At 65.5% G+C, this 19499-nt stretch carries 11 protein-coding genes; 4 read left to right on the top strand and 7 right to left on the bottom strand.

The window, feature by feature from the left end; all coding sequences use genetic code 11:
• Positions 1-62 precede the first annotated feature (62 nt).
• Together PMM47T1_RS12475 and PMM47T1_RS12470 are read left to right on the top strand one after the other, a co-directional pair.
• Complete coding sequence (locus tag PMM47T1_RS12475) at positions 63-1664, top strand: PqiB family protein (RefSeq protein ID WP_008369197.1); 1602 nt, start codon at positions 63-65, stop codon at positions 1662-1664.
• Positions 1665-1772: 108 nt separating this feature from the next.
• A complete protein-coding gene (locus PMM47T1_RS12470; protein ID WP_008369194.1) occupies positions 1773-2249 on the top strand; it encodes an RcnB family protein in 477 nt (158 codons plus the stop codon).
• 87 nt (positions 2250-2336) lie between these two features.
• Here the strand turns inward: PMM47T1_RS12470 and PMM47T1_RS12465 are convergent, their stop codons facing one another.
• The gene (locus tag PMM47T1_RS12465; protein WP_008369191.1) at positions 2337-3785 is read right to left on the bottom strand and encodes a sodium:solute symporter family protein; all 1449 of its coding nucleotides are present in this window, start codon (positions 3783-3785) and stop codon (positions 2337-2339) included.
• A 383-nt stretch (positions 3786-4168) separates the two neighbouring features.
• Here PMM47T1_RS12465 and PMM47T1_RS12460 point away from each other — a divergent pair, with 383 nt between their 5' ends.
• On the top strand, positions 4169-4552 hold the full coding sequence (locus PMM47T1_RS12460) for a DUF2784 domain-containing protein (RefSeq protein ID WP_008369189.1): 384 nt from the start codon (positions 4169-4171) through the stop codon (positions 4550-4552).
• On the opposite strand, the gene PMM47T1_RS12455 is transcribed toward PMM47T1_RS12460, so the two are convergent.
• Together PMM47T1_RS12455 and copM are read right to left on the bottom strand one after the other, a co-directional pair.
• Positions 4542-5411, bottom strand: a complete 870-nt coding sequence (locus PMM47T1_RS12455) for an isocitrate lyase/PEP mutase family protein (protein ID WP_008369187.1) — start codon at positions 5409-5411, stop codon at positions 4542-4544. The two genes, PMM47T1_RS12460 and PMM47T1_RS12455, sit on opposite strands and share 11 nt — an antisense overlap.
• A 298-nt stretch (positions 5412-5709) precedes the next feature.
• Positions 5710-6081: a CopM family metallochaperone gene (copM, locus tag PMM47T1_RS12450; RefSeq protein ID WP_008369185.1), complete on the bottom strand. Its 372-nt coding sequence runs from the start codon at positions 6079-6081 to the stop codon at positions 5710-5712.
• A 200-nt stretch (positions 6082-6281) separates the two neighbouring features.
• Between copM and PMM47T1_RS12445 the strand changes: the two genes are divergently transcribed.
• Positions 6282-6875: a trypsin-like peptidase domain-containing protein gene (locus PMM47T1_RS12445; RefSeq protein ID WP_157212991.1), complete on the top strand. Its 594-nt coding sequence runs from the start codon at positions 6282-6284 to the stop codon at positions 6873-6875.
• Between the two features lie 27 nt (positions 6876-6902).
• Here the strand turns inward: PMM47T1_RS12445 and PMM47T1_RS12440 are convergent, their stop codons facing one another.
• From PMM47T1_RS12440 to PMM47T1_RS12425, 4 genes are all read right to left on the bottom strand, one after another.
• A complete protein-coding gene (locus PMM47T1_RS12440; protein ID WP_008369181.1) occupies positions 6903-8084 on the bottom strand; it encodes an HlyD family type I secretion periplasmic adaptor subunit in 1182 nt (393 codons plus the stop codon).
• Entirely contained in the window at positions 8081-10240 is a 2160-nt protein-coding gene (locus tag PMM47T1_RS12435) for a type I secretion system permease/ATPase (protein ID WP_008369178.1), read from the bottom strand. The genes PMM47T1_RS12440 and PMM47T1_RS12435 overlap by 4 nt, the downstream gene beginning before the upstream one ends.
• Entirely contained in the window at positions 10237-11649 is a 1413-nt protein-coding gene (locus tag PMM47T1_RS12430) for a TolC family outer membrane protein (protein WP_043300965.1), read from the bottom strand. The genes PMM47T1_RS12435 and PMM47T1_RS12430 overlap by 4 nt, the downstream gene beginning before the upstream one ends.
• Positions 11650-11889: 240 nt before the next feature.
• Positions 11890-19499 (bottom strand): BapA/Bap/LapF family large adhesin (locus PMM47T1_RS12425; protein ID WP_008369175.1); only part of this gene is annotated, 7610 nt, incomplete at its 5' end.

Genomic DNA, 19499 nt, shown 5'->3' with positions numbered 1-19499 from the left:
CGGCCCCGGTCGCCGCATCATCGCCTATTACTGAGTGACACCCGTCACACAGGATGCCCCGCGTGAGCCAACGCTTGTCCCTACGCCTGTCGCTGTTCTGGCTGCTGCCTCTGGCAGCGGTGATCACCGCCGTGCTGGTGCTGTCGGGGCACTTCCTGGGCATGGGCCCGCGCATTACCGTGACCTTCCAGACCGCTGAAGGGCTGGAAGCCAACCGCACCCAGGTGATGTACAAGCATGTGCCCATTGGCAAGGTCGTGGCCATCGACATCGACAAGGCCCGTGACCGCGTGGACGTGTCCATCGAATTGCAGGTGTCGGCCACAGCCTTCGCCGACAAGGGCACGCGGTTCTGGGTGGTGCGCCCGCGCATCGGCCTCAATGAGATTTCCGGTGTGGCCACGCTGCTCACCGGCAGCTTCATCGGTGCCGATGCGGGCAGCAGTGGCAAAACGGCCGAGCGCTTTCGCGGCCTGGAGCACCCGCCGGCCATTAGCTTCGGCGAGAAAGGCAGCCGGTTTGTGTTGCATGCCGACGAGTTGGGGTCCTTGAACGTCGGTTCGCCCGTTTACTTTCGCCGCGTGCAAGTGGGCCGGGTGATTGGCACGGGGTTGAGCGGCGAGGGCAATGGCGTCGATGTCACGGTGTTCGTGACCGCCCCCAATGACCGCTTTGTTACCCGCAACACACGGTTCTGGAACGCCAGCGGCGTAGACCTGAGCGTGGGCGTGGGCGGCCGCGAGGTCAATGTCGAATCCATGGCTGCGGTACTCAACGGAGCCGTCGCCTTTCAGGCACCGGTGTACCCTGCGGACTCTCCCGTGGCCGAGGCCAACAGCCGGTTCACCCTGTTCAGCGAGCGCGACGACGCCCTGGCGCGCCCGCTGGGGTATGCACGCTACCTGCAGATGCACTTCGATGACTCGGTGCGCGGATTGGCGGTGGGCGCGCCAGTGGAGTTCTATGGCGTGGGCATTGGTCAGGTGACGTCGGTAAGCCTGGAGTACGATCAGCAGCGCCAGCAACCGATGACCCGGGTTGGCGCGGTGATTTACCCCAACCGGCTGGGCGCCGTGCACGAGAAACTGCACAAGGACATGGGCCGTGACGACGAGTCCGTCACGGTAATGCTGGTAGGCCGCTTCATCGAGCACGGTATGCGTGCCCAGGTGCGGGTGGGCAACCTCTTGACCGATCAGAAGTACATACTGCTGGGCTTCGTGCCCAACGCGCCGCCCGTGACGTTCGACTACTCGGCGCGGCCCATCGAGGTGCCCTCCGTGGCCGGCAGCCTGTCGCTGATGGAAGACCAGCTCAAGCAGATCATGGCGTCGGCCGGACGCATCCAGGGGGCGGCGCTGTCGCACAACCTCACCCGCGCCTTCCAGCAATTGCCCCTGATGGTGCAACAGGTCAACCAGCAAGTGGTACCTGAATTGCGCGATACCTTGCTTGAAGCGAACCAAACCGTGCATGGCGCGGTCGATAGTGTCGCCGAGGGCTCGCCCCAGCGCGAGCAGTTCAATGAGGTTGCCGAACAGCTCAAGCAGGCGTCGCGCTCGGTGCAAGCCTTGATGGATCTATGGAACCGCTACCCGGAACTGTTCCTGCGCGGGCGTTCCTCCGAGGATCCAGCGGCCGCCACGGTGCTGCCGCGAAACTGACGGTAAATTTACCTTTTGCAGACGTTACCTGCACCTTTTCTGGCCGATACTCAAAGGCGTGTCATCGAACCGTGCGCTCCACGGTTCGACAGCCCAATGGAGAGCTACATGAACAAGATCATCGCGGTAGGTTGTGCCTGGCTGATGCTGCTTACGCCGCTGGCCAGTTTCGCCCAGCCGGGGCCTGACAACGGTGGCCCCGACAACCGGGGCCAGGGTGGCCAGCAAGGGCGGCCGCCTCAGGGCGGTGGCCAGGGCAGGCCGCAGGAGCAAGGGCGGCCACCGCAGCAGGGCGGCGGGCAGAACCGTCCGCCACAACACGGTGGCCAGCAGCAGTACCGTCCGGGGCCAAGCCGTGACCAGGCCTACCATCCGCAACCGGGCATGCCACGGCCTCATAACGAATGGCACCGCGGCGGCTTTGCGCCACCCCAGTACCGTGGCGACCGCTACTGGGTCACCGACTGGCATTCACGTCACCTGCGCCAGCCGCCACGTGACCATCGCTGGTTGTACGTGAACGGTGACTACGTGCTGGTGGCCATCACCACCGGCGCCATCGTGCAAATACTCAGCGGTTATTGAGACCACGTAGCCCTTGGCCGCCCAGCCTGTGCAGTCGCTGCCTTGGGCAGTGGCTACACAGGCTGGGCGGTTGCCGAAGGCCGGGTTTCAGTGACTGGCTACCGCACCATCAAAGTCATTGTCACGGTCGCGCTTGCTCAATGGCGGCAGCAGCGAACCAATCACCATGCCCAAGGCGCTGATCAGCAGCCCAGCCAGTTGCGGCGGCCACAGGTCGCTGTCCTGGTGGGTGATTTCCAGCAGGCCCCAGGAGGTCAGGCCGAAAATGATCGCGGTGATTGCGCCCTGGTTGGTGGCGCGCTTCCAGAACAGCCCCGCAAACAACGGCACTACCGCCGCCACCAGGGTGACCTTGTAGGCGTTGCCCACCATCTCGTAAATGCTCGACGTCGAATACAGCGCGAACAGGCAGGTCAGGCCGGCGAACACCGCAATGGTGATACGCATGGCCAGCAGGAACTGGCGATCGGTCATGTTCGGGCGTGCGCGCTTGAGCACGTTTTCGGTGAAGGTTACCGAAGGCGCCAGCAAGGTACCGGAGGCGGTGGACATGATTGCCGACAGCAGTGCGCCGAAGAACATGATCTGGGCGAACAGCGGGGTGCGCTCCATGATCAGCCGCGGCAGGATCATCTGCGCGTCACTGTCCAGCAGTTCGTTGACCATCTGCGGGTCGATCATGGATGCGGCGTAGGTCAGGAAAATCGGCAGCATGCAGAAAGTCAGGTAACAGCAGGCACCGGCAATCGAGGCACGCGAGGCAATTTTCTCGGTCTTGGCCGACATCACCCGGGCGTACACGTCCTGCTGAGGGATGGAGCCAAACATCATGGTCACCGCCGCGCCCAGGAACGCCAGAATGTCTTTGGAGGACATGCTGTGCACCATGGTGAACTTGCCCGCCGCGGCAGCGCTGTGGATCACATTCAGCGGGCCGCCGGCCATGTTGCCCAGCAGGTAAGTCAGGTAGAACAGGCCGCTGACGATGATCAGCATCTGCATCGAGTCGTTCATGGCCACCGACCACATGCCGCCGAACAGCGTGTAGACCAGCACGATGCAGGTACCAATCAACATGCCTTGGGTGGTAGTGATGGCACCGCCGGAGAGCACATTGAACACCACGCCCAGCGCGGTCAGTTGCGCGGCGATCCAGCCCAGGTACGAACCGATGATCACCAAGCTCACGAAGAGCTCGACCTTGGGGCCGTAGCGTTTGCGGAAGAAGTCACCGATGGTGAGCATGTTCAGGCGGTACAACGGGCGGCAGAACACCAGGCCCACCAGCATCAGGCAGCCGAACGAACCGAAGGGGTCTTCGATGATGCCCGAGAAACCGTTTTTCATAAACGCTGCCGGAATCCCCAATACCGCTTCGGAACCGAACCAGGTGGCGAACACCATGGCGGTGACCACGGGGAATGACATGCTGCGTCCGGCAGCGGCGAAATCCTTGGAGTTTTTGACACGAGTGGAGGCGTAGAAACCGACACCCACGGTGATCAGCAGGTAAACCGCGACAAACCAGATCAGCATGTGTTCTTCCCGTTCGCACGCACAGCCCGGCCAGGGGGAGGAACCTGGACGCACGCTGGCGCAACGCTAGACAAATTGTTTTTTTTGGATGCGTACGAGGTCTCAGGCGAAGGGTGGCTGCCGGGATGGCCGTCCCCCGTGCACAGATGTCCGGTACAACGGGTCGGCAGTGTGCCAAACGCGTCAAATATGTCAAACGTTTACAGCGAGAATCATGCAAAAAAGCGTCGTCGTTATTGAGTAAATAACTGTAAACAGTTGATTTTAAATGATATATCTATATTTATATTTTGTGCGGGCGTCAACAATTCTGCACCTGCGGCGGCCTTGACCCGCTGGGGGCGACGGCCAACAATGGCGCATTCACCTCACAGGGATTCCCCATGATCTACCGCATGGCTGCCGACGGACTGGTGCTGTTCCATAGCCTGTTCATTATTTTTGTGCTGTTGGGCGGGCTGTTGCTGCTCAAGTGGCGCGCGCTGGTGTGGCTGCATGTACCGGCGGCGATGTGGGGCGTGGCGGTGGAGGTGTTTCACCTGGCCTGTCCGCTGACGTACTGGGAAAATCTGTTGCGCCTTCAGGCGGGGCAGCAGGGGTATGCGGGGGGGTATGTGGAACACTACCTATTGCCAGTGATCTACCCGGCCGGGCTGACGGCGGGTATCCAGCTGGTGCTGGGCAGCGTGGTGCTGCTGATCAATGGCGCAGTGTACTGGCGGCTGTGTCGCCGCTGGCGCAGAGCGGGGGTGCAGGCTATTCCTTGACGTCCATGAACTCGCGGGCCCAGGCCACGTAGCTTTCTGGCAGCGTGTAGGTGTGGGTCAGTTCGGTGGCGCTGAGGTTCTGGGTGCTGCGGGTCAGCTTGCGCTGTTCGCGCAGCGAGTCGTAGGTGGCCTTGATGGCGGCAAAGTAGGCGCCGTGGCCGTCCACGCTGATGCGCACGCCCAGTTTGGCCAGGCGGTCATCGTCCTGCAGGGCGGGGTTGCCGTAGGTCACCAGCATCAGCGGCACGCTCAGGTGTTGGGCAATCTCTTCCAGGTGCTGGAAATCACGCACACCCACCATGCAGATACCATCGGCACCGGCTTCCTGGTAGGCCTTGGTACGGGCAATCACGTCTTCGGTGGACAACACGCCGGCGTGGGTACGGGCAATGATGGTCAGTTCCGGGTCGATGCGCGCTTCCAGGGCGGCCTTGATCTTGCCGATGCCTTCGGCCACCGAGATCAAGTCGGTGGACTTGCGGCCGAACTGGGCGGGCAGCAGGGTGTCTTCGATGGTCAGCGCGGCGACGCCGGCGCGTTCCAGCTCGGCCACGGTGCGCATCACGTTCAGGGCGTTGCCGTAGCCATGGTCAGCGTCGGCAATGAACGGCAGCTGGGCGACGCGGCCGATACGGGTGGCCTGCTCGACGAATTCGCTCAGGGTGATCAGGGCAAAGTCGGGGGCGCCCAGCACCTGCAGCGAAGCGACCGAACCGCCAAGAATGCCGACTTCAAAGCCCAGGTCCGCAGCGATGCGGGCCGACATGGGGTCGAAGACCGACGCGGTGTGGAAGCAGGCATTGGAGGCAAGCAGTTGGCGAAACGCGCGACGCAGACCTTGGTGGGAAATTCTGGGCATGACCGCTCCTCAATGTGGCATAAGCCGGATGTAACCGTGCGAGCCGATACGAAAATGGTGGGAGATTATCACACGCACCCGAGCCGTTGATGTCGTTTTCGCATCATCCTATGCGTGAACGTTATCAGCAGCTTAAACGTTTCAGGTGGGAGGTATCTTAACCATCGATCGGTGATTATACCGCGAGGGATCAAGGACTTGTAGCGGCGGCTCGTGTGTGGGAGCTGGCTTGCCCGCGAGCTGTCGAGGGCGCCAACGCTCGCTGGCAAGCCAGCTCCCACAGCGGTGTGCGCCGAGCTTATGAGTTGGGTTGCTTGGCCAGCCAGGCTTTCATCTGGGCGATTTCGGCGTCCTGGGCCTTGATGATGCCTTCGGCCAGCTTGCGTATCTCCGGGTCCTTGCCGTACTTGAGTTCGGTTTTCGCCATGTCCACCGCGCCTTGGTGGTGGGGCAGCATGCCCTGCACGAATAGCACGTCGGGGTTGTCGCTGGTGGCGTTCATGTTCATGTCCGAAGACATGCCATGGGCGGCATGCTGGTATTCGGCTTTCATGGCGTCCGTGTCGTCTGCATAAGCAGCGCTGCACAGGGTGGCGGCAAGAAGGAAACTGGCAAGTCTGATCACGGTGTGCTCCTGCTGGGTGAAAAAGGGCAGGGTAGACCTTGCCATGGGGGTAAGGTCAAGAAACGGCCTGTACAAAATGCGATACGCTGAATAAATTGGATCCAGCCGAACGGTAGTCTAAGGCTATCGACCGAGTGATGGCACACTGATATATTTGCGCTATCACCCACCCACCCCCGTGTGCCGAAATGAACCCCCTCAAGTCACTTCTGGCAGCCTGTGTGCTGCTCAGCGGGTGCAATGGAATGCCGAACGCTTACACCACGGACCCTGTCTATGACCAAGCCTTCGTCGTTCACTCAGGGGGGCCGTTGCCCTTTCTGTTGATGGGCACGGCCGTGCAATGGAACGCGGATTACGCGGTCACGGTCAAGCATATTCCTTACCTGCCGGGCGCCGTCTATCAGGGTCAGGCCGATGTGCAGTTCTTCCGCCACAAGGCCGACGGCGCACCGCTGTGGCGTGCCTATGTGCCGGGCGAGACGCTGACGGCGGTGGGTTTCAATTCGCTGTACGTACCGGTGAAAGGCCAAGGCCGCGCCCTGCCGGCCATGGTGCGTTTGCGCACCAGCGAGGGTGACGTGCTCTACGGCACCAACGACGCCCCGACAGCCAAGGGCATGTCGGGCGGCCCGGTGTTTGCGGCGGACGGCAAGGTAGTGGGCATCAACGTCGCCTACCTGACCCGTGGTGACCTGCAAGGCCTGAAGCGCCCGGACCTGGCCAGCGAGCCGCGGGTGAGCATCTTCCTGCCCTATGCCGAGATCAGCCGTGAGTGGAGCCGCTACGTGGCCCAGGCCCAGCCGCTGAAACCCTCTACCAACCTCGCCAGCCGGTAACCGCCCGCAGCTCCACTTAGCGGGGCGTTAGCGTTCACGCAGCGCTTCGCGGGCGCGGTTTAGGGGCTTGATCAGGTAGTCCAGCACGGTTTTCTCGCCGGTGCGGATGTCCACCGTGGCGATCATGCCGGGCACGATGGCGAAGGCCTTGCCGGCCTTGTTGCGCAGCACGTCGGCGTCGGTGCGGATGAATACGCGGTAGTAGAAGACCTCCGGCTTGGCCTGGTCCTGAAGGGTGTCGGGGGAGATGGTCACCACCTTGCCGTTCAGGCTGCCGTAGATGGAATAGTCGTAGGCGGTGATCTTCACCTTGGCTTCCTGGCCTGGATGAATGAAGGCGATGTCCCGGGGCGAGATGCGCGTTTCAATCAGCAGCTGTTCGTCCAGCGGTACGATCTCCATCAGCTTGCCGTTAGGCGGTACAACGCCGCCCACGGTGCTCACTTCGATGTCCTTGACGATGCCGCGCACCGGCGAACGCAGGGTCAGGCGTTCCAGCGAGTCGTTGCGCCCGCGAATGATGGCCACCAGCATGTCCGCTTCGGCGTTGGCCTTGGCCAGGTCTTCTCGGGCCTTCACCATGTAGTCCGAGCGCGCTTCGGTGGCCTTGAGTTCCAGCTCCGAACGCTGGCGGTTCAGGCGCAGCACTTCAACGCGGCTGGAGGCACCGATCTTGGCCAGGTTTTCGGTGATCTCCAGTTCGCTGCGCACCAGCCGCAGGCTGTCCTGGATGCCCGCCAAGGTGGCCTCCAGGCCACGGCGGCGGGTGGCGTACAGCGCGGTCTCGGCGCTGATCAGGTCGGGGAAACCCTGCAGCGATTCGGAAAACTTCAGCGGCCGGTCGTTGACCTCAGCCTGCAAGCGGTTGACGCTGGCCAGCGCCGCCCGGTACTTGGCCTCGCTTTCGCCCACATTGGACTCGTTTTTCACCGGGTCCAACTGGGCGAGCACTTGATTACGCTCCACCAGCGCGCCTTCGGTGACGTTCAATTGCTTGACGATGCCGCCCTCCATGGACTGAATCACCTGCTCGCGCGAGCTGGGGATGACCTTGCCGGTGCCGGTGGACACCTCCACCACCTGGAACCAGAACGCCCAGGCGAAAAAACACGCCAGCATCAACGCGCAGCCCCAGATCACCCGTGCGCCTCGCACCAGCCCGCGGTCGTCGTCGCCGTCCAAGTAAGACGCATGCTCATAGGTGTTCATGCCTGGGCTCCTTGCGGTTGCTTGAGGCGGGCGAGGGCGGCGTCGCGGTGGTCGTCGATGACGATGCGGCCGCCATCGAGCACGATGATGCGTTCCACCAGTTGCAGCAGGCTGACCCGGTGTGTGGCCACCACCAGCGTGCGGCCCTGGCACCAGGTGGCCAGCTGTTCGAGCAGGCGGCGCTCGGTGACGTCATCCAGGCTGGCGGTGGGTTCGTCCAGCAGCAATACCTGCGGTTGGCGCAACAGCAGGCGCGACAGCAACAGGCTCTGGCGCTGGCCGCCCGACAGGCCCTGGCCACCTTCCAGGATCACGTGGTCCATGCCCTTGGGTAGCTGGCGCACGAAGTCCAGGGCGCCGGTGTGCGACAGCGCAGCAAGAATTTCCTGGTCGCTGGCCTGGCCGGCGCCCAAGGTGATGTTGTCGCGCAGGGTGCCGTGGAACAACCGCGCATGCTGCGCCAGCAGGCCCACGTCGCGGCGCAGGTCGGCGGGGTCCAGGTGGGCCAGGGCAATGCCGTCCAGGGTGGTCTCGCCGGTGCTCAGGTCCATGGCCCCGGCCAACGCTTGCAGCAGGGTGGATTTGCCGGCGCCGTTGCGGCCCAGGATGGCCACGTGCTCGCCGGGGCGGATGGTCAGGTTGATGCCGCTCAGGGCGGGTGGCGCATCCTCGCTGTAGCGAAAGCTGGCCTGGGTGAACTGGTACTCGCCACGAATGGCCGGCAGGTGCACGCGCTGGCTGCCCTGGGGGTGGTCCACCGGCAACTGCATGATGCGATTCAGGCCTTGCAGCGCTACCTTGGCCTGCTGCCATCGGGTCAACACGTGGGTGAGCTGGGCCATGGGCGCCATCATCCGTGACGACAGGATCGAGGCCGCCACCAGGCTGCCAGTGGTCAGGTCGCCGGCAATCACCATGGGCGCACCGAACACGATCACCACTGCGAACACCGCGCTTTGCACGTTCTGGGTCCAGGCCACCAGGCTGTTGGTCAGGGTGCGCAGGCGCAGGCTGCTCTCGGCCGAGGCGGCGTTGTAGTGGTTCCATTGCTGCTGGAAGCGCTGTTCGGCTTGCAGCGCCTTGATGTCGTCCAGGCCCTGGATGGCTTCCACCAGCATGGCGTTGCGCAGGGCGGCTTCGCGCATGGACTCATTGGCCAGGCGCGCCAGCTTGCGCTGCGCCAGCACGCCGGGCAGCACCATCAGCACCAGGGCGATCAGGGGAATGGCCACCAGCGCACCGCCAATCAGGTAGAACACCAGTAAAAACAGCAGGAAAAACGGCAGGTCGGCCAGTGCCGTGGCGGTGCTGGAGGTGATCAGGTCACGGATCTGTTCCAGCTCGCGCAGCTGTGAGATGAACGAGCCGGTGGAGCGCGGCCGCGCCGAGTTGCGCAGGCGCAAGGCGTGGCCGAACACCAGGTCGGACACCCGCAGGTCGGCGCGCTTGCCCAGCAGGTCGGTGATGCGCAGGCGCATGATGCGCATCACGAAGTCGAACACCACCGCCAGCAGTACGCCGGCGAACAGCACGTACAGGGTGGGCAGCGATTCGGCGGGGATCACCCGGTCGTACACCTGCATGGAAAACAGCACCCCGGCCATGCCCAGCAGGTTGGCCACCAGGGAGGCGATCATCACCTGGGTGTAGGGGCGCAGGTCGCGCAGCACGATGCGCCGGAACCAGTGTTCGTCGAAGGGTTTGACGTAGTCGTCGGTGCGCACGTCGCTGAGCACCTGGGTGGGCCGCAGCACCACGGTGCGGATAGCCTGGCCGGCCAGGGTAGCCGGGTCGATGCGGCTTTGCAGGCCTTGGTCGCCGCTGAAGACGATGCCCAGTTCGCCGTCCTCGCCCACGCTTTCCACCACGCCCACCTGGCCGTCGCGCAGTTGCACCACCAGCGGTGCGCGCCAGCGGCTCAGGCTGCGCCGGTCGTAGCCGGCGAACTTGACGCTGAGGCCGGCCTGGCGGGCCATGTGCCTCACCACGTCTTCCAGGCGCGCGTCAGGCTGTTGCGAGGCGATGCGAATGCTTTCCGGCGATACGTCCAGACGATAGTGGCGCGCCACGGTCAGCACGGCTTCCAGCCAGGGCGCATAGTCGGCCTTGGGCGGGCCGTTGGCTGGGTCGTGGGGAAGGACAATGGCGTCGGTCATGGCAGTATCTCCACGTGCTGGATGGTGCTGTGCTCGATGCCGAAGGCACGGCGCAGCCCGCCGCTGTTGTACAGGCAATCGATTTGCAGGCGGCGCATGTCGGCCACGGTGTTCTCCAGGTCAAAGCGCGACTGGTAGATTTCCTGCTCGGCATTGAGCAGGTCCAGCAGTGGCCGGGTGCCCAGTTCCAGGTATTGCTTGCCATACAGTTCGCGAGCCTGGCTGATGCTGCTTTCGCGGGTTTGCAGGGCGCTCAGGCGGCGGTTCAGGCTGGCGGTCTGGGCCTGGGCCTCGGTCAGGCCCTGGCGCGCTTGCAGGCGCGCGGCGTCCTCGGCCGAGTCGGCGGCGCTCAGGGCGTGGCCTGCGGCGCGGCTGCGGGCGCTGGTGGCGCCGCCCTGGTAGATCGGCACTTCCAGGTTAAGGAAGATGCCCACCTGGGTGCGGTTGATGTCCGGGTTGTCCTTGTTGTAGTCGTTGTCCAGGTACTGGTTCAACGACGGTTCCAGGGACAGGGTGGGGTAGGCCTGGGCCTTGGCGTTGGCCAGTTCGGCCTGGGCCTGGGTGCGCTGGGCCACGGCGGCCAGCACGGCGGGCAGGGCGTCGCCGTTGTCGGCGGCCTGGCAGGACTGGTTCAGGCCGGGGGAAAAGCCATCGTTCACCTGGGGCACGCTGCGCCGCCCCAGCAGGTTGGCCAGGGTGGTCTGCCAGCGTGAATACTGGGCCTTGTAGTCTTGCAGGGTGGCCATGCCGCCGTCGGCACGGGACTGCGCCTGCACCACGTCGGAGCGGGTGCTGGCACCCATGTCGCTGCGCTGCTGGGCCAGTTGGACGATATCGCCGATGCCCTTGATCTGGTCGCGGGCGGTTTCCAGCAGGTTCTGGTAGCGCTGCACTTCGATGTAGGCGTAGGCGGTGTCGCGGGCCACCTGGTCGATGGACAGCAGGATATTGGCCTGGCTTTGCGCGGCCTTGGCGCGGGCGGCGTCGACGGAACTGTCGACCTTGCCGAAGTCGTAGAGCATCTGCTTGAGCGAGATACTGATGGCCTGGGTGTTGCGGTCGCCGTCGTAACCGCTGTCGTAGCCACCCTTGATGCCACCGGTGACCTGGGGGTAGTAGCCGGCCTGGGCGACGTTGATGTTTTCGCCCTGCTGGTAGAGGGTGCCGATGGCTTCGCTGATGCTGGGGTGCCAGTCCACCGCCACGCGAATGGCCTGTTCCAGGCCCAGGGTCTGTTCGCTGGCATTGGCCGAACGAGTGGCCAGCGGCTCGGCCCGCACATTCGCCGGGTGGGTTTGCAACTTGCTGGGGCTGATGACGCTGAGCCCGGGGTCCAGGTGTTCGTCGGCGTGGGCCGACAGGGAGAGGGTGTACTGCAGGCTGGTGGTCAACAGGGCCACCGATAACATCCTTGCACGCGCTGGCTTCACATAGATCCCTTACTGTTGTTTATTCCTTGATGTGCAACTCACACTCACGCACCACGCCACTGGATTTCGTCGGGCATAGCCAATGCAGACATTTTGTGGGCGAGGGTTCTGCCCACGAAAAGTACGCATCGGTTCACCCGAAACACCGCTGTGTGGCCTTCGCGGGCAGAGCCCGCTCCCACAGAATGTCAGCCGGATTAAGTCAATGGTTTGCGGTCGTCACACGACGTGCACCCCGCTCTGTACCCACAGGTGATGGCTTGGATCCTCCTGGGGCGTGTATTGGGTATAGTCCACGCCGCCGGATTGTTCACTGGCGTCCGCCACCCAGGTGCTGCCGGTCATGTGCACGCTGTCATTGCCGCCCCCCTTGATGATGAGTTTGTCGGCGCCGGTTTCGGTGACCGCGATGATGTCGGCCAGGTTCAGCGTCAGGCTGACGGTGCCGGTGGTGTTGAGGTCGAGGATCTCGATGTTGTGGATGCGGCTGGCCAGGTTGCCCAGGTCGATGGTGGCGTCGCCGCCGGCCCACACCAGGGTGTCGGTGCCAGTACCGCCGTCCACCGAGGCGAAGTTCTGGTCGTGGACGATCAGGGTGTCGTTGCCCGCACCGCCGTTGAGCGTTACCGCGCCGCCGTGGCCGGCGTCCAGGGTGTCGTTGCCACTGCTGCCCTGAATGGTTTCGGCGCCGGTGCTGGCGGCTGCTGCGGTGCTCTCGTCGCTCACCAGTGCCAGCGCACTGAAGGTGGTGACGGCGCCGGCCTGGTTGAGGTCGATGGTCAGGGTGGCGGTGTCGCTGGTGCCGTTGGGGTGGGTGAGTTCGTAGGTGAATACATCCGTGTGGCCGATCACGGCGTCGGTCAGCCCGCTGTTGAGGGTGTACACGTAGCTGCCATCGGCATGCACCAGTAACGAGCCGTAGGTGCCGGTGAGGGTCGTGCCGTTGTAGCCGGGTGTCACGTAGGTGCCGGCCAGCAACACGCTGAGCACGGTGTAGACCGAGCCCAGCACATCGGCGCCACCGCCGGCGGTATCGGTGAGCAGGTTGCCGCTGACCGGCGTATAGCTGCTCACCACATTCTGGTTGGTGTAGGTAGCGGCGTTAGTGATGCTGGTGGTGATGGTGCTGAGGATGCCCAGGCCGGTCACGGCCACCTTCACTTGATAGTTGCCAGAGGTCTGATCGTCGAAGGTCACCCCGTAGTTATTGCTGCCCAGGCTTAGCAGCGAGCTGCCGCTGACGGTTTTCACCGCCACGTACACGCCGGAGCTGTTCTGCTTGTACAGGGTGACCGTGAGGCCGCCGGCCACGCTCAGCAGGTTGCTGGCATTGAGGGTCACGGTGAGGTCGCTGACCGTGTTGGTGGCCACGCTGGTGGTGTAGGTGGCGCTGCCACCCAGCAGCGGTACGTTGAGGGTGCCCAGGGTGGAGGTGCTGGTGACCTCCTTGGCAGCCAGGGTGATGCTGGTGCTGGCGATATCGTAGGTGGCATCCACCACCACCGCTGGGGTGGCCAGGTTGGTGTCGCTCCACACCTCGGTGGCTTGTGGGCTGTCGATGCGCACGTACAGCGTGGCCGTGGCGGTCTGGCCATTGGGATGCAGCAGTTGGTAGCTGAAGGTGTCCACCTGACCGACGCTGGTGGTGCTGCCGTTGGGGGTGTAGGTGTAGCTGCCGTCGGCGTGTATCACCAGCGTGCCGTACAGGCCCTGCACCGTGGTGCCGGCACCGCTGACGGCGGTAACGTAGGTGCCGCCCTTGAGCACCTGCAACACGGCCGCGTTGTCCGGGCCCAACTGGTCGGCGACACCGGTGGTGCCAATGTCGGTGATCACGTTGCCGGTGGTCACCGCGCCGGCCGAGCCGGTGAACTGGGTCAGGCTGTTGGTCTGCACCGCCAGGTCGGTGGTGACGGTGGTCAGCAGGCCGATGCCGGTGCTGGAGACGGTCAGTCTATAATCGCCGGCCAGCAGTGCGGCGATCTTCGCTTGCACCTGCTGCGAGCCCAGGGTCAGCAAATCCAGCAGGCCGCCGTTGCCGTTCACGTCCAGGGTCACCCAGGCGCCGCTGGCGTCCTTGACCTGCAGGGTATAGACCACGCCGTTGAGCAATGACACCAGGCTGCTGGCGGTGAGGGTCAGCGTAGGGTCGGCGCTGGTGCCCGCACCCACGGTGAACGAGAAGGTCTTGGAGAAGCCCGACAGCAGGGTGGTGAACGAGTCGGCGTAGTGGGTGGTGGTGGACACCGGCGTCAGGTTCACCGTGGCGGTGACCAGGTCGTTGCTGGCCACCAGCGGCAGGTTGGCGTAAATGTCCGGTACGGTCAGGGTCGAGCCGATAGACACGTTGCCGTGGGTGTCGGTAAGGCTCACGGTCAGGGTCTGGCCGTTGACCTGGGCACTGCTCAGCACCACGCTGAACACCCCGGTGCCGCCCACGGTGCCGGTGCCCAGCACCAGGCCGGAAGCGGCCTTGATGATGACGCTGCTGCCGGCTTCGCCGGAACCGCTGACGGTCAGGCCGTCGGTGCTCACCGCAAGGCCGCTGGCGGCGGCGGGCGGGGTGAGGTCCGGTGCCGTGGCAGTGCTTGCGACCGAGACGTTGCCGCTCAAGTCCGCCTGGGTGACGCTCAGCACCTGGCTGTTGATTTGCGCGGCGATGGCCACCGAGAAAGTGCCGTTGGCCGCCACCGTCCCGGTGCCCAAAACGGTGGTGCCTAGCACTACCTTGACGGCAGAGCCGGCCACGCCGGTGCCGGTTACCAGCGTGCCGCTGGCGTTTACCGCAACCCCGGTAGGCGCCGCCGGGGCGGTGGTGTCCGGCGCCGTCAGGCTGGTGGCGGCCGAGACGTTGCTGGCGGTGTCGGTGAGGCGCACGGTCAGCACCTGGCCATCCAGTTGCGCGGCGCTCAGGGTCAGGCTGAAGGTACCGCCTGCGCCGACCACGCCAGTGCCCAGCACGGTGCCTGCGGCATTGGTGACGTTCACCGTAGCGCCTATTTCGCCGCTGCCGGTCAGGGTCAGGCCATTGGCCGCAAGGCTCACGGCGGTGGGCGCATTGGGTGCCTGCACATCGATGGCGGTCAGGCTGGCGGTGGGCGAGACATTGCCCGCAGCGTCGGCCTGGCTGATGCTCAGTAACTGGCCGTTGAGTTGCGCTGTACCGAACGTCACCGTAAAGGCGCCCGCCGCGTTGACCACAGCGCTACCCAGGGTGGCGCCGCCGCTGGTGATGGTCACCGTGGCGCCGGCTTCGCCGCTGCCGGTCACTTGCAGGCCGCTGCTGCTCAGTGCCAGGTTGGTCAGCGCAGCGGGCGGTGTGGTATCGCTGGCCACCAGCGTGGTGCCGGTGGAGACATTGCCGGCGGCATCGGCCTGGCTGACCGTGAGGGTCTGGCCATTGAGTTGCGCCGTGCCCAAGGTGACGGCAAAGGTGCCGGCCACCACGGTGCCCGTGCCCAGCACGTCGCCGGCGGCGTTGCGCACCGTGACGGTAGCACCGGTTTCGCCCAGGCCCGATAGCACCAGGCCGGCGCCATTGAGTGCCAACACGCTCGGTGCAAGGGGCGCGGTGGTGTCCGGCGCGACGACGCTGGCGTTGGACGAGACGTTGCCGGCGGCGTCGCTTTGCACTGCGTTGATCAGTTGGCCATTGTTCTGGGCGTTGACCAAGGTGGCGCTGAAGGTGCCATTGGCGCCCACGGTGGTGGTGCCCAGCAGCACACCGGTGCTGGAGGTCAGGGTCACGGTGGCGCCCACTTCACCGTGGCCGGTGACCACCAGGCCGGTGGCGTTCACGGCCAGGCTGGTGATCGCATCAGGCGCGGTGGTATCGGCTGCCAGCACGGCGGTGGGCAGCGAGGCGCCGCCCAAGGTAGTGGTGGCGGTGACGGACAGGGTCTGGCCGTTGGTTTGCGCCGCCGTCAGTTGCAGCGTGAACACTCCGTCGCTGCCGGTGGTGCCGGTGCCCAGCACCGCACCGGTGGTGCTGTAGACGGTAATGGTGCTGGCAGCCACGGCGGTACCGGCCAGGGTAAGGCCATCGGCGGCCAGCACCACGTTGGCCGGCGCATCCGGGGCAGGATTCACCGGCACAGTCAGGCTGGCGTTCAGGGAGTGGTTGTTGCTGGCATCGCTGAGCACCACGGTCAGCACGGCGTTGGCGTTGATGCCGGCGGCCAGGTCAACGACGAAACTGCCGTTGGCGCCCACCACGCCAGTGCCCACGCTGGTGCCGCCGGCATTGGTGACCACCACGCTGGCGCCGACTTCGCCGCGCCCGGCCAATTGGCTGTGGTCTGCGCTGATGCTCAGGTTGGTGGCCGCGCTGGGTGCGGTGATGTCCGGGGCGATGTAGGTCAGGGCCGCAGAATGGTTCAGCGCAGCGTCGGTCGCCACGACCGACAGCACCTCGCCATTGGCCTGGGCGCTGTTCAGGGTGATTTGGTAACTGCCCAGGCCGTTGGTGGTGCCCGAACCGATAACCGTGCCCGCGGCGTTGGTCACCGAAATGGCGCTGTTGGCCTCGGCGGTACCCGCCAGAATCAGGCCGCTGCCGGTCAGCGATGTCACGGTGGGTTGTGCTGGCGCGGTCATGTCCGGGGCACTGGTGGTTTGCGCCGGCGATGCATTCAGCGCGGCGTCGGTCTGGGTCACGCTCAGTTGCTGGCCATTGAGCTGCGCGGCGCTCAGGGTCACGCTGAAGGTGCCATCGGCTGCCACGGTGGCAGTGCCCAGCACGGTGGTGCCCGCGCTGACGCTGACGGTGGCGTTGGCCTCACCGGTACCGCTCACCACCAGGCCATTGCTGCTCACGGCCAGGTTGGCCACGCCGTCGGGCGCGGTGACGTCGTCCGCAGTGTAGAGCACCGCTGCGCTGTGGTTATTGGCAGCATCGGTCTGGGTCAGGGTCAGTACCTGGCCGTTGAGTTGCGCAGGGTTGAGGGTGACGTCGAAGATGCCATCGCTGCCGACCGTGGTGGTGCCGAGTACGGTACCGGTGGCCGAGGTCACGGTCAGCGAGGCGCCGGCTTCACCCAGCCCGATCAGTGTGACGCCGTCGCCGGTGTGGGCGGTGACCACGGGCGCGGCCGGTGCGGTCACGTCCAGGGCCGTTACGCTGGCGGCGGTGGCGGCGTTGCCCGCCGCGTCCTGTTGCACCACGGACAGCACCTGGCCGTTGAGTTGCGCGCTGGTGAGGGCCACCGTGAAACTGCCGTCGGCGGCCACGGTGCCGGTGCCCAGTACGGTGCCGCTGCTGGAGGTCACGGTGACGCTGGCGCCTGTTTCGCCGGTGCCGCTGAGCACCAGCCCGGCGGCATCCAAGGCCAGGCCTTGCACGGCGGCGGGCGCGGTAGTGTCCGGCGCGGCCAGGGTGCCGGCCGCCGAGGTGTTGCCGGCGGCGTCAATGAGCGTCACCCACACGGCCTGGCCGTTGGTTTGGGCGCCGCCGGCGTTCAGGGTAATCAGGAAGTGGCCGGTGCTGTCGACAGTACCCGTGCCGATCTCGGTACCATTGGCCAGCTTGATGCTGACCGTGGTGCCTGCTTCGCCGCTGCCGCTGAGTACATCGCCGGTGGCGTTGAACAGCAACTGGGTGGGCACCTCGGGCGGGGTCAGGTCCGGCGCGGTCACCAGCGACGGCGTGCTGACGTTGCCGGGCGGGTCGGCCTGCTGCACGGTCAATATCTGATGGTTGACCTGGGCGGTGCTCAGGCTGACCGCGAACGAGCCATCGGCGAGCACCACGGCACTGCCCAACAGGTTGCCGGCGGCGTCCTTGACGGTCACCGTGGCGCCGGCTTCACCGGCGCCGGTGATCAGCGCGCCGGCGTCATTGATGGCCACGTTGACCAGGGCTGCGGGCGGGGTGAAGTCCGGCGTGGTCAGGTTGGCGGCGGGCGACACGTTGCCTGCGGCATCGGCCTGCACCAGGGTCAGTATCTCGGCGTTGGTCAGCGGCGTGCCCAGTACCAGGGTAAAGGTGCCGGTGCTGCCCACGGTGGCGGTGCCCAGTTCATTGCCGGCAGCGTCGCTGACGGTGACCGTCGCGCCGGCTTCACCGTGGCCGGTCAGGGTGGCGCCGTCGCTGCCGATGGCCAGTTGCGTCAACCCATCGGGCGCCGTGGTGTCGATGGCGGTAAGGCTGGTGGCGGGCGAGGTGTTGCCTGCGGCGTCCGTCAGCGTGACAGCCAGGACTTGGCCGTTGGCTTGAGCGGTATTGAGGGTGATCTGGAACGTGCCATTGATGAGCACGGTGCCGGTGCCCAGTACCGTGCCGCTAGCGTTGAGCACGGTGACCGTGGTGCCGGCCTCGCCGCTGCCGGACAGCAGCAGGCCATCGCTGCTGACTGCCAGCGCCGCAGGCGCGCCCGGGGCGACAAGGTCGGGGGCCGTGAGGTTGACGCTGTTTGATTCGTTGCCGGCCACATCGGTCTGGCTCAGGCTCAGTAGCTGGCCGTTGATTTGTGCCGTGGTCAGGCTCAGGGTGAAGCTGCCGTCGGCGGCCACCCCCGCAGTGCCCAGCGCGATGCCGCCCTGGCCCAGTACAGTGACGGTGGCGCCGGCTTCGCCATGGCCGGTCAGCGCAATGCCATCGGCTGCCAGGTGCAGGTTGGTCAGGGCCGTGGGGGCGGTGACGTCGGCCGCAGTGATGGCGGTGGGCAGCGAGTGGATGCCGTCGGTGGACGTGGCCGTGGCGTTCAAGGACTCGCCGTTGAGTTGCGCAGTGGCCAGGGTGACGCTGAAGGTGCCGTCGGCCGCCACCACGGCGCTGCCCAGCACGGTGCCGTTGGCGCTGTGAACGCTGACGGTGCTGCCGAGGGTGGCGTTGCCGGTCAGGGTCAGCCCATCGGCGCTCAGGACCAATTGAGTGGGCGCTTGCTCGGCGAGGGTGCCGGGGGCCGTGACCGACGCCGAGGGCGAGGCGTTGCCGGCCGCATCGGTCTGCACCACATTGAGGGATTCACCGGCACTGGCCGCCGGGGCCAGGGTCAGGCTGAAGCTGCCGTTGCTGCCCACGGTGCCGGTGCCCAGCAGGGTGCCGGCGGTATCACGCACGGTGACGGTGGCGCCGGCTTCGCCGCTGCCGGCCAGTGTGGCGCCGTCGGCGGCCACGGCCAGGTTGCCCACCGCCAGGGGCGCGGTGCTGTCGACGGCGGTGTAGGTGGCGGGTGTCGAGACATTGCCGGCCGCGTCGCTGGCCGTCACGGTCAGTGCCTGGCCGTTGGTTTGCGCAACGTTCAGGGTCACGTGAAAAGTGCCATCGCTGTCGCTGGTGATGCTGCCCAGCACGGTGCCCTGGGCGTTGCTGACGGTCACGGTACTGCCCGCCTCGGCATGACCGGTCAATTGCACCCCTGCACCGTTGAGTATCAGGTCGGTGGGGCTGGCCGGCGGGGTCAGGTCCACAGCGGTGATGTCCACCGAGGTGCTGACGTTGCCGGGCGGGTCTTCCTGGCTGACGGTCAGTACCTGGGCATTGAGCTGCGCGGTGCTCAAGGTCAGGGTGAAGGCGCCGTTGGCCGCCACCAGGCCACTGCCCAGCAGGGTGTTGCCGGCGCCGTACACGTGCACGGTGGCGCCGGGTTCGCCGTGGCCGGTCACGGTGACGCCGTCGGCGTTGATCGCCACTTGGGTGAGGGAGGCGGGCGGGGTGATGTCTGGGGCCGGTTGGGTGACCGAGGGCGAGACGTTGCCGCTGGGGTCGGTCTGGCTGATGTCGAGGGTCTGGCCGTTGTTGGGCGCCGGTGCCAGGGTCACCGAGAAGGTGCCGTTACTGGCGACCAGGGCGGTGCCCAGCAGGGTGCCGCTGCTGTCGGTGACGTGCA

It is taken from the genome of Pseudomonas sp. M47T1, from assembly GCF_000263855.1.
Taxonomy (GTDB): Bacteria; Pseudomonadota; Gammaproteobacteria; order Pseudomonadales; family Pseudomonadaceae; genus Aquipseudomonas.
The sequence above is the reverse complement of the archived record's forward strand: the minus strand, read 5'-3'. Positions and strand labels throughout refer to the sequence as shown.

Excerpts from the sequence above, each read along its gene's own strand:
- PMM47T1_RS12470 (WP_008369194.1), top strand. The coding sequence starts at position 1,773 with ATGAACAAGATCATCGCGGTAGGTTGTGCCTGGCTGATGCTGCTTACG.
- PMM47T1_RS12465 (WP_008369191.1), bottom strand. The coding sequence starts at position 3,785 with ATGCTGATCTGGTTTGTCGCGGTTTACCTGCTGATCACCGTGGGTGTC.
- PMM47T1_RS12460 (WP_008369189.1), top strand. The coding sequence starts at position 4,169 with ATGATCTACCGCATGGCTGCCGACGGACTGGTGCTGTTCCATAGCCTG.
- PMM47T1_RS12455 (WP_008369187.1), bottom strand. The coding sequence starts at position 5,411 with ATGCCCAGAATTTCCCACCAAGGTCTGCGTCGCGCGTTTCGCCAACTG.
- copM (WP_008369185.1), bottom strand. The coding sequence starts at position 6,081 with ATGGCAAGGTCTACCCTGCCCTTTTTCACCCAGCAGGAGCACACCGTG.
- PMM47T1_RS12445 (WP_157212991.1), top strand. The coding sequence starts at position 6,282 with ATGCCGAACGCTTACACCACGGACCCTGTCTATGACCAAGCCTTCGTC.
- PMM47T1_RS12440 (WP_008369181.1), bottom strand. The coding sequence starts at position 8,084 with ATGAACACCTATGAGCATGCGTCTTACTTGGACGGCGACGACGACCGC.
- PMM47T1_RS12435 (WP_008369178.1), bottom strand. The coding sequence starts at position 10,240 with ATGACCGACGCCATTGTCCTTCCCCACGACCCAGCCAACGGCCCGCCC.
- PMM47T1_RS12430 (WP_043300965.1), bottom strand. The coding sequence starts at position 11,649 with ATGTTATCGGTGGCCCTGTTGACCACCAGCCTGCAGTACACCCTCTCC.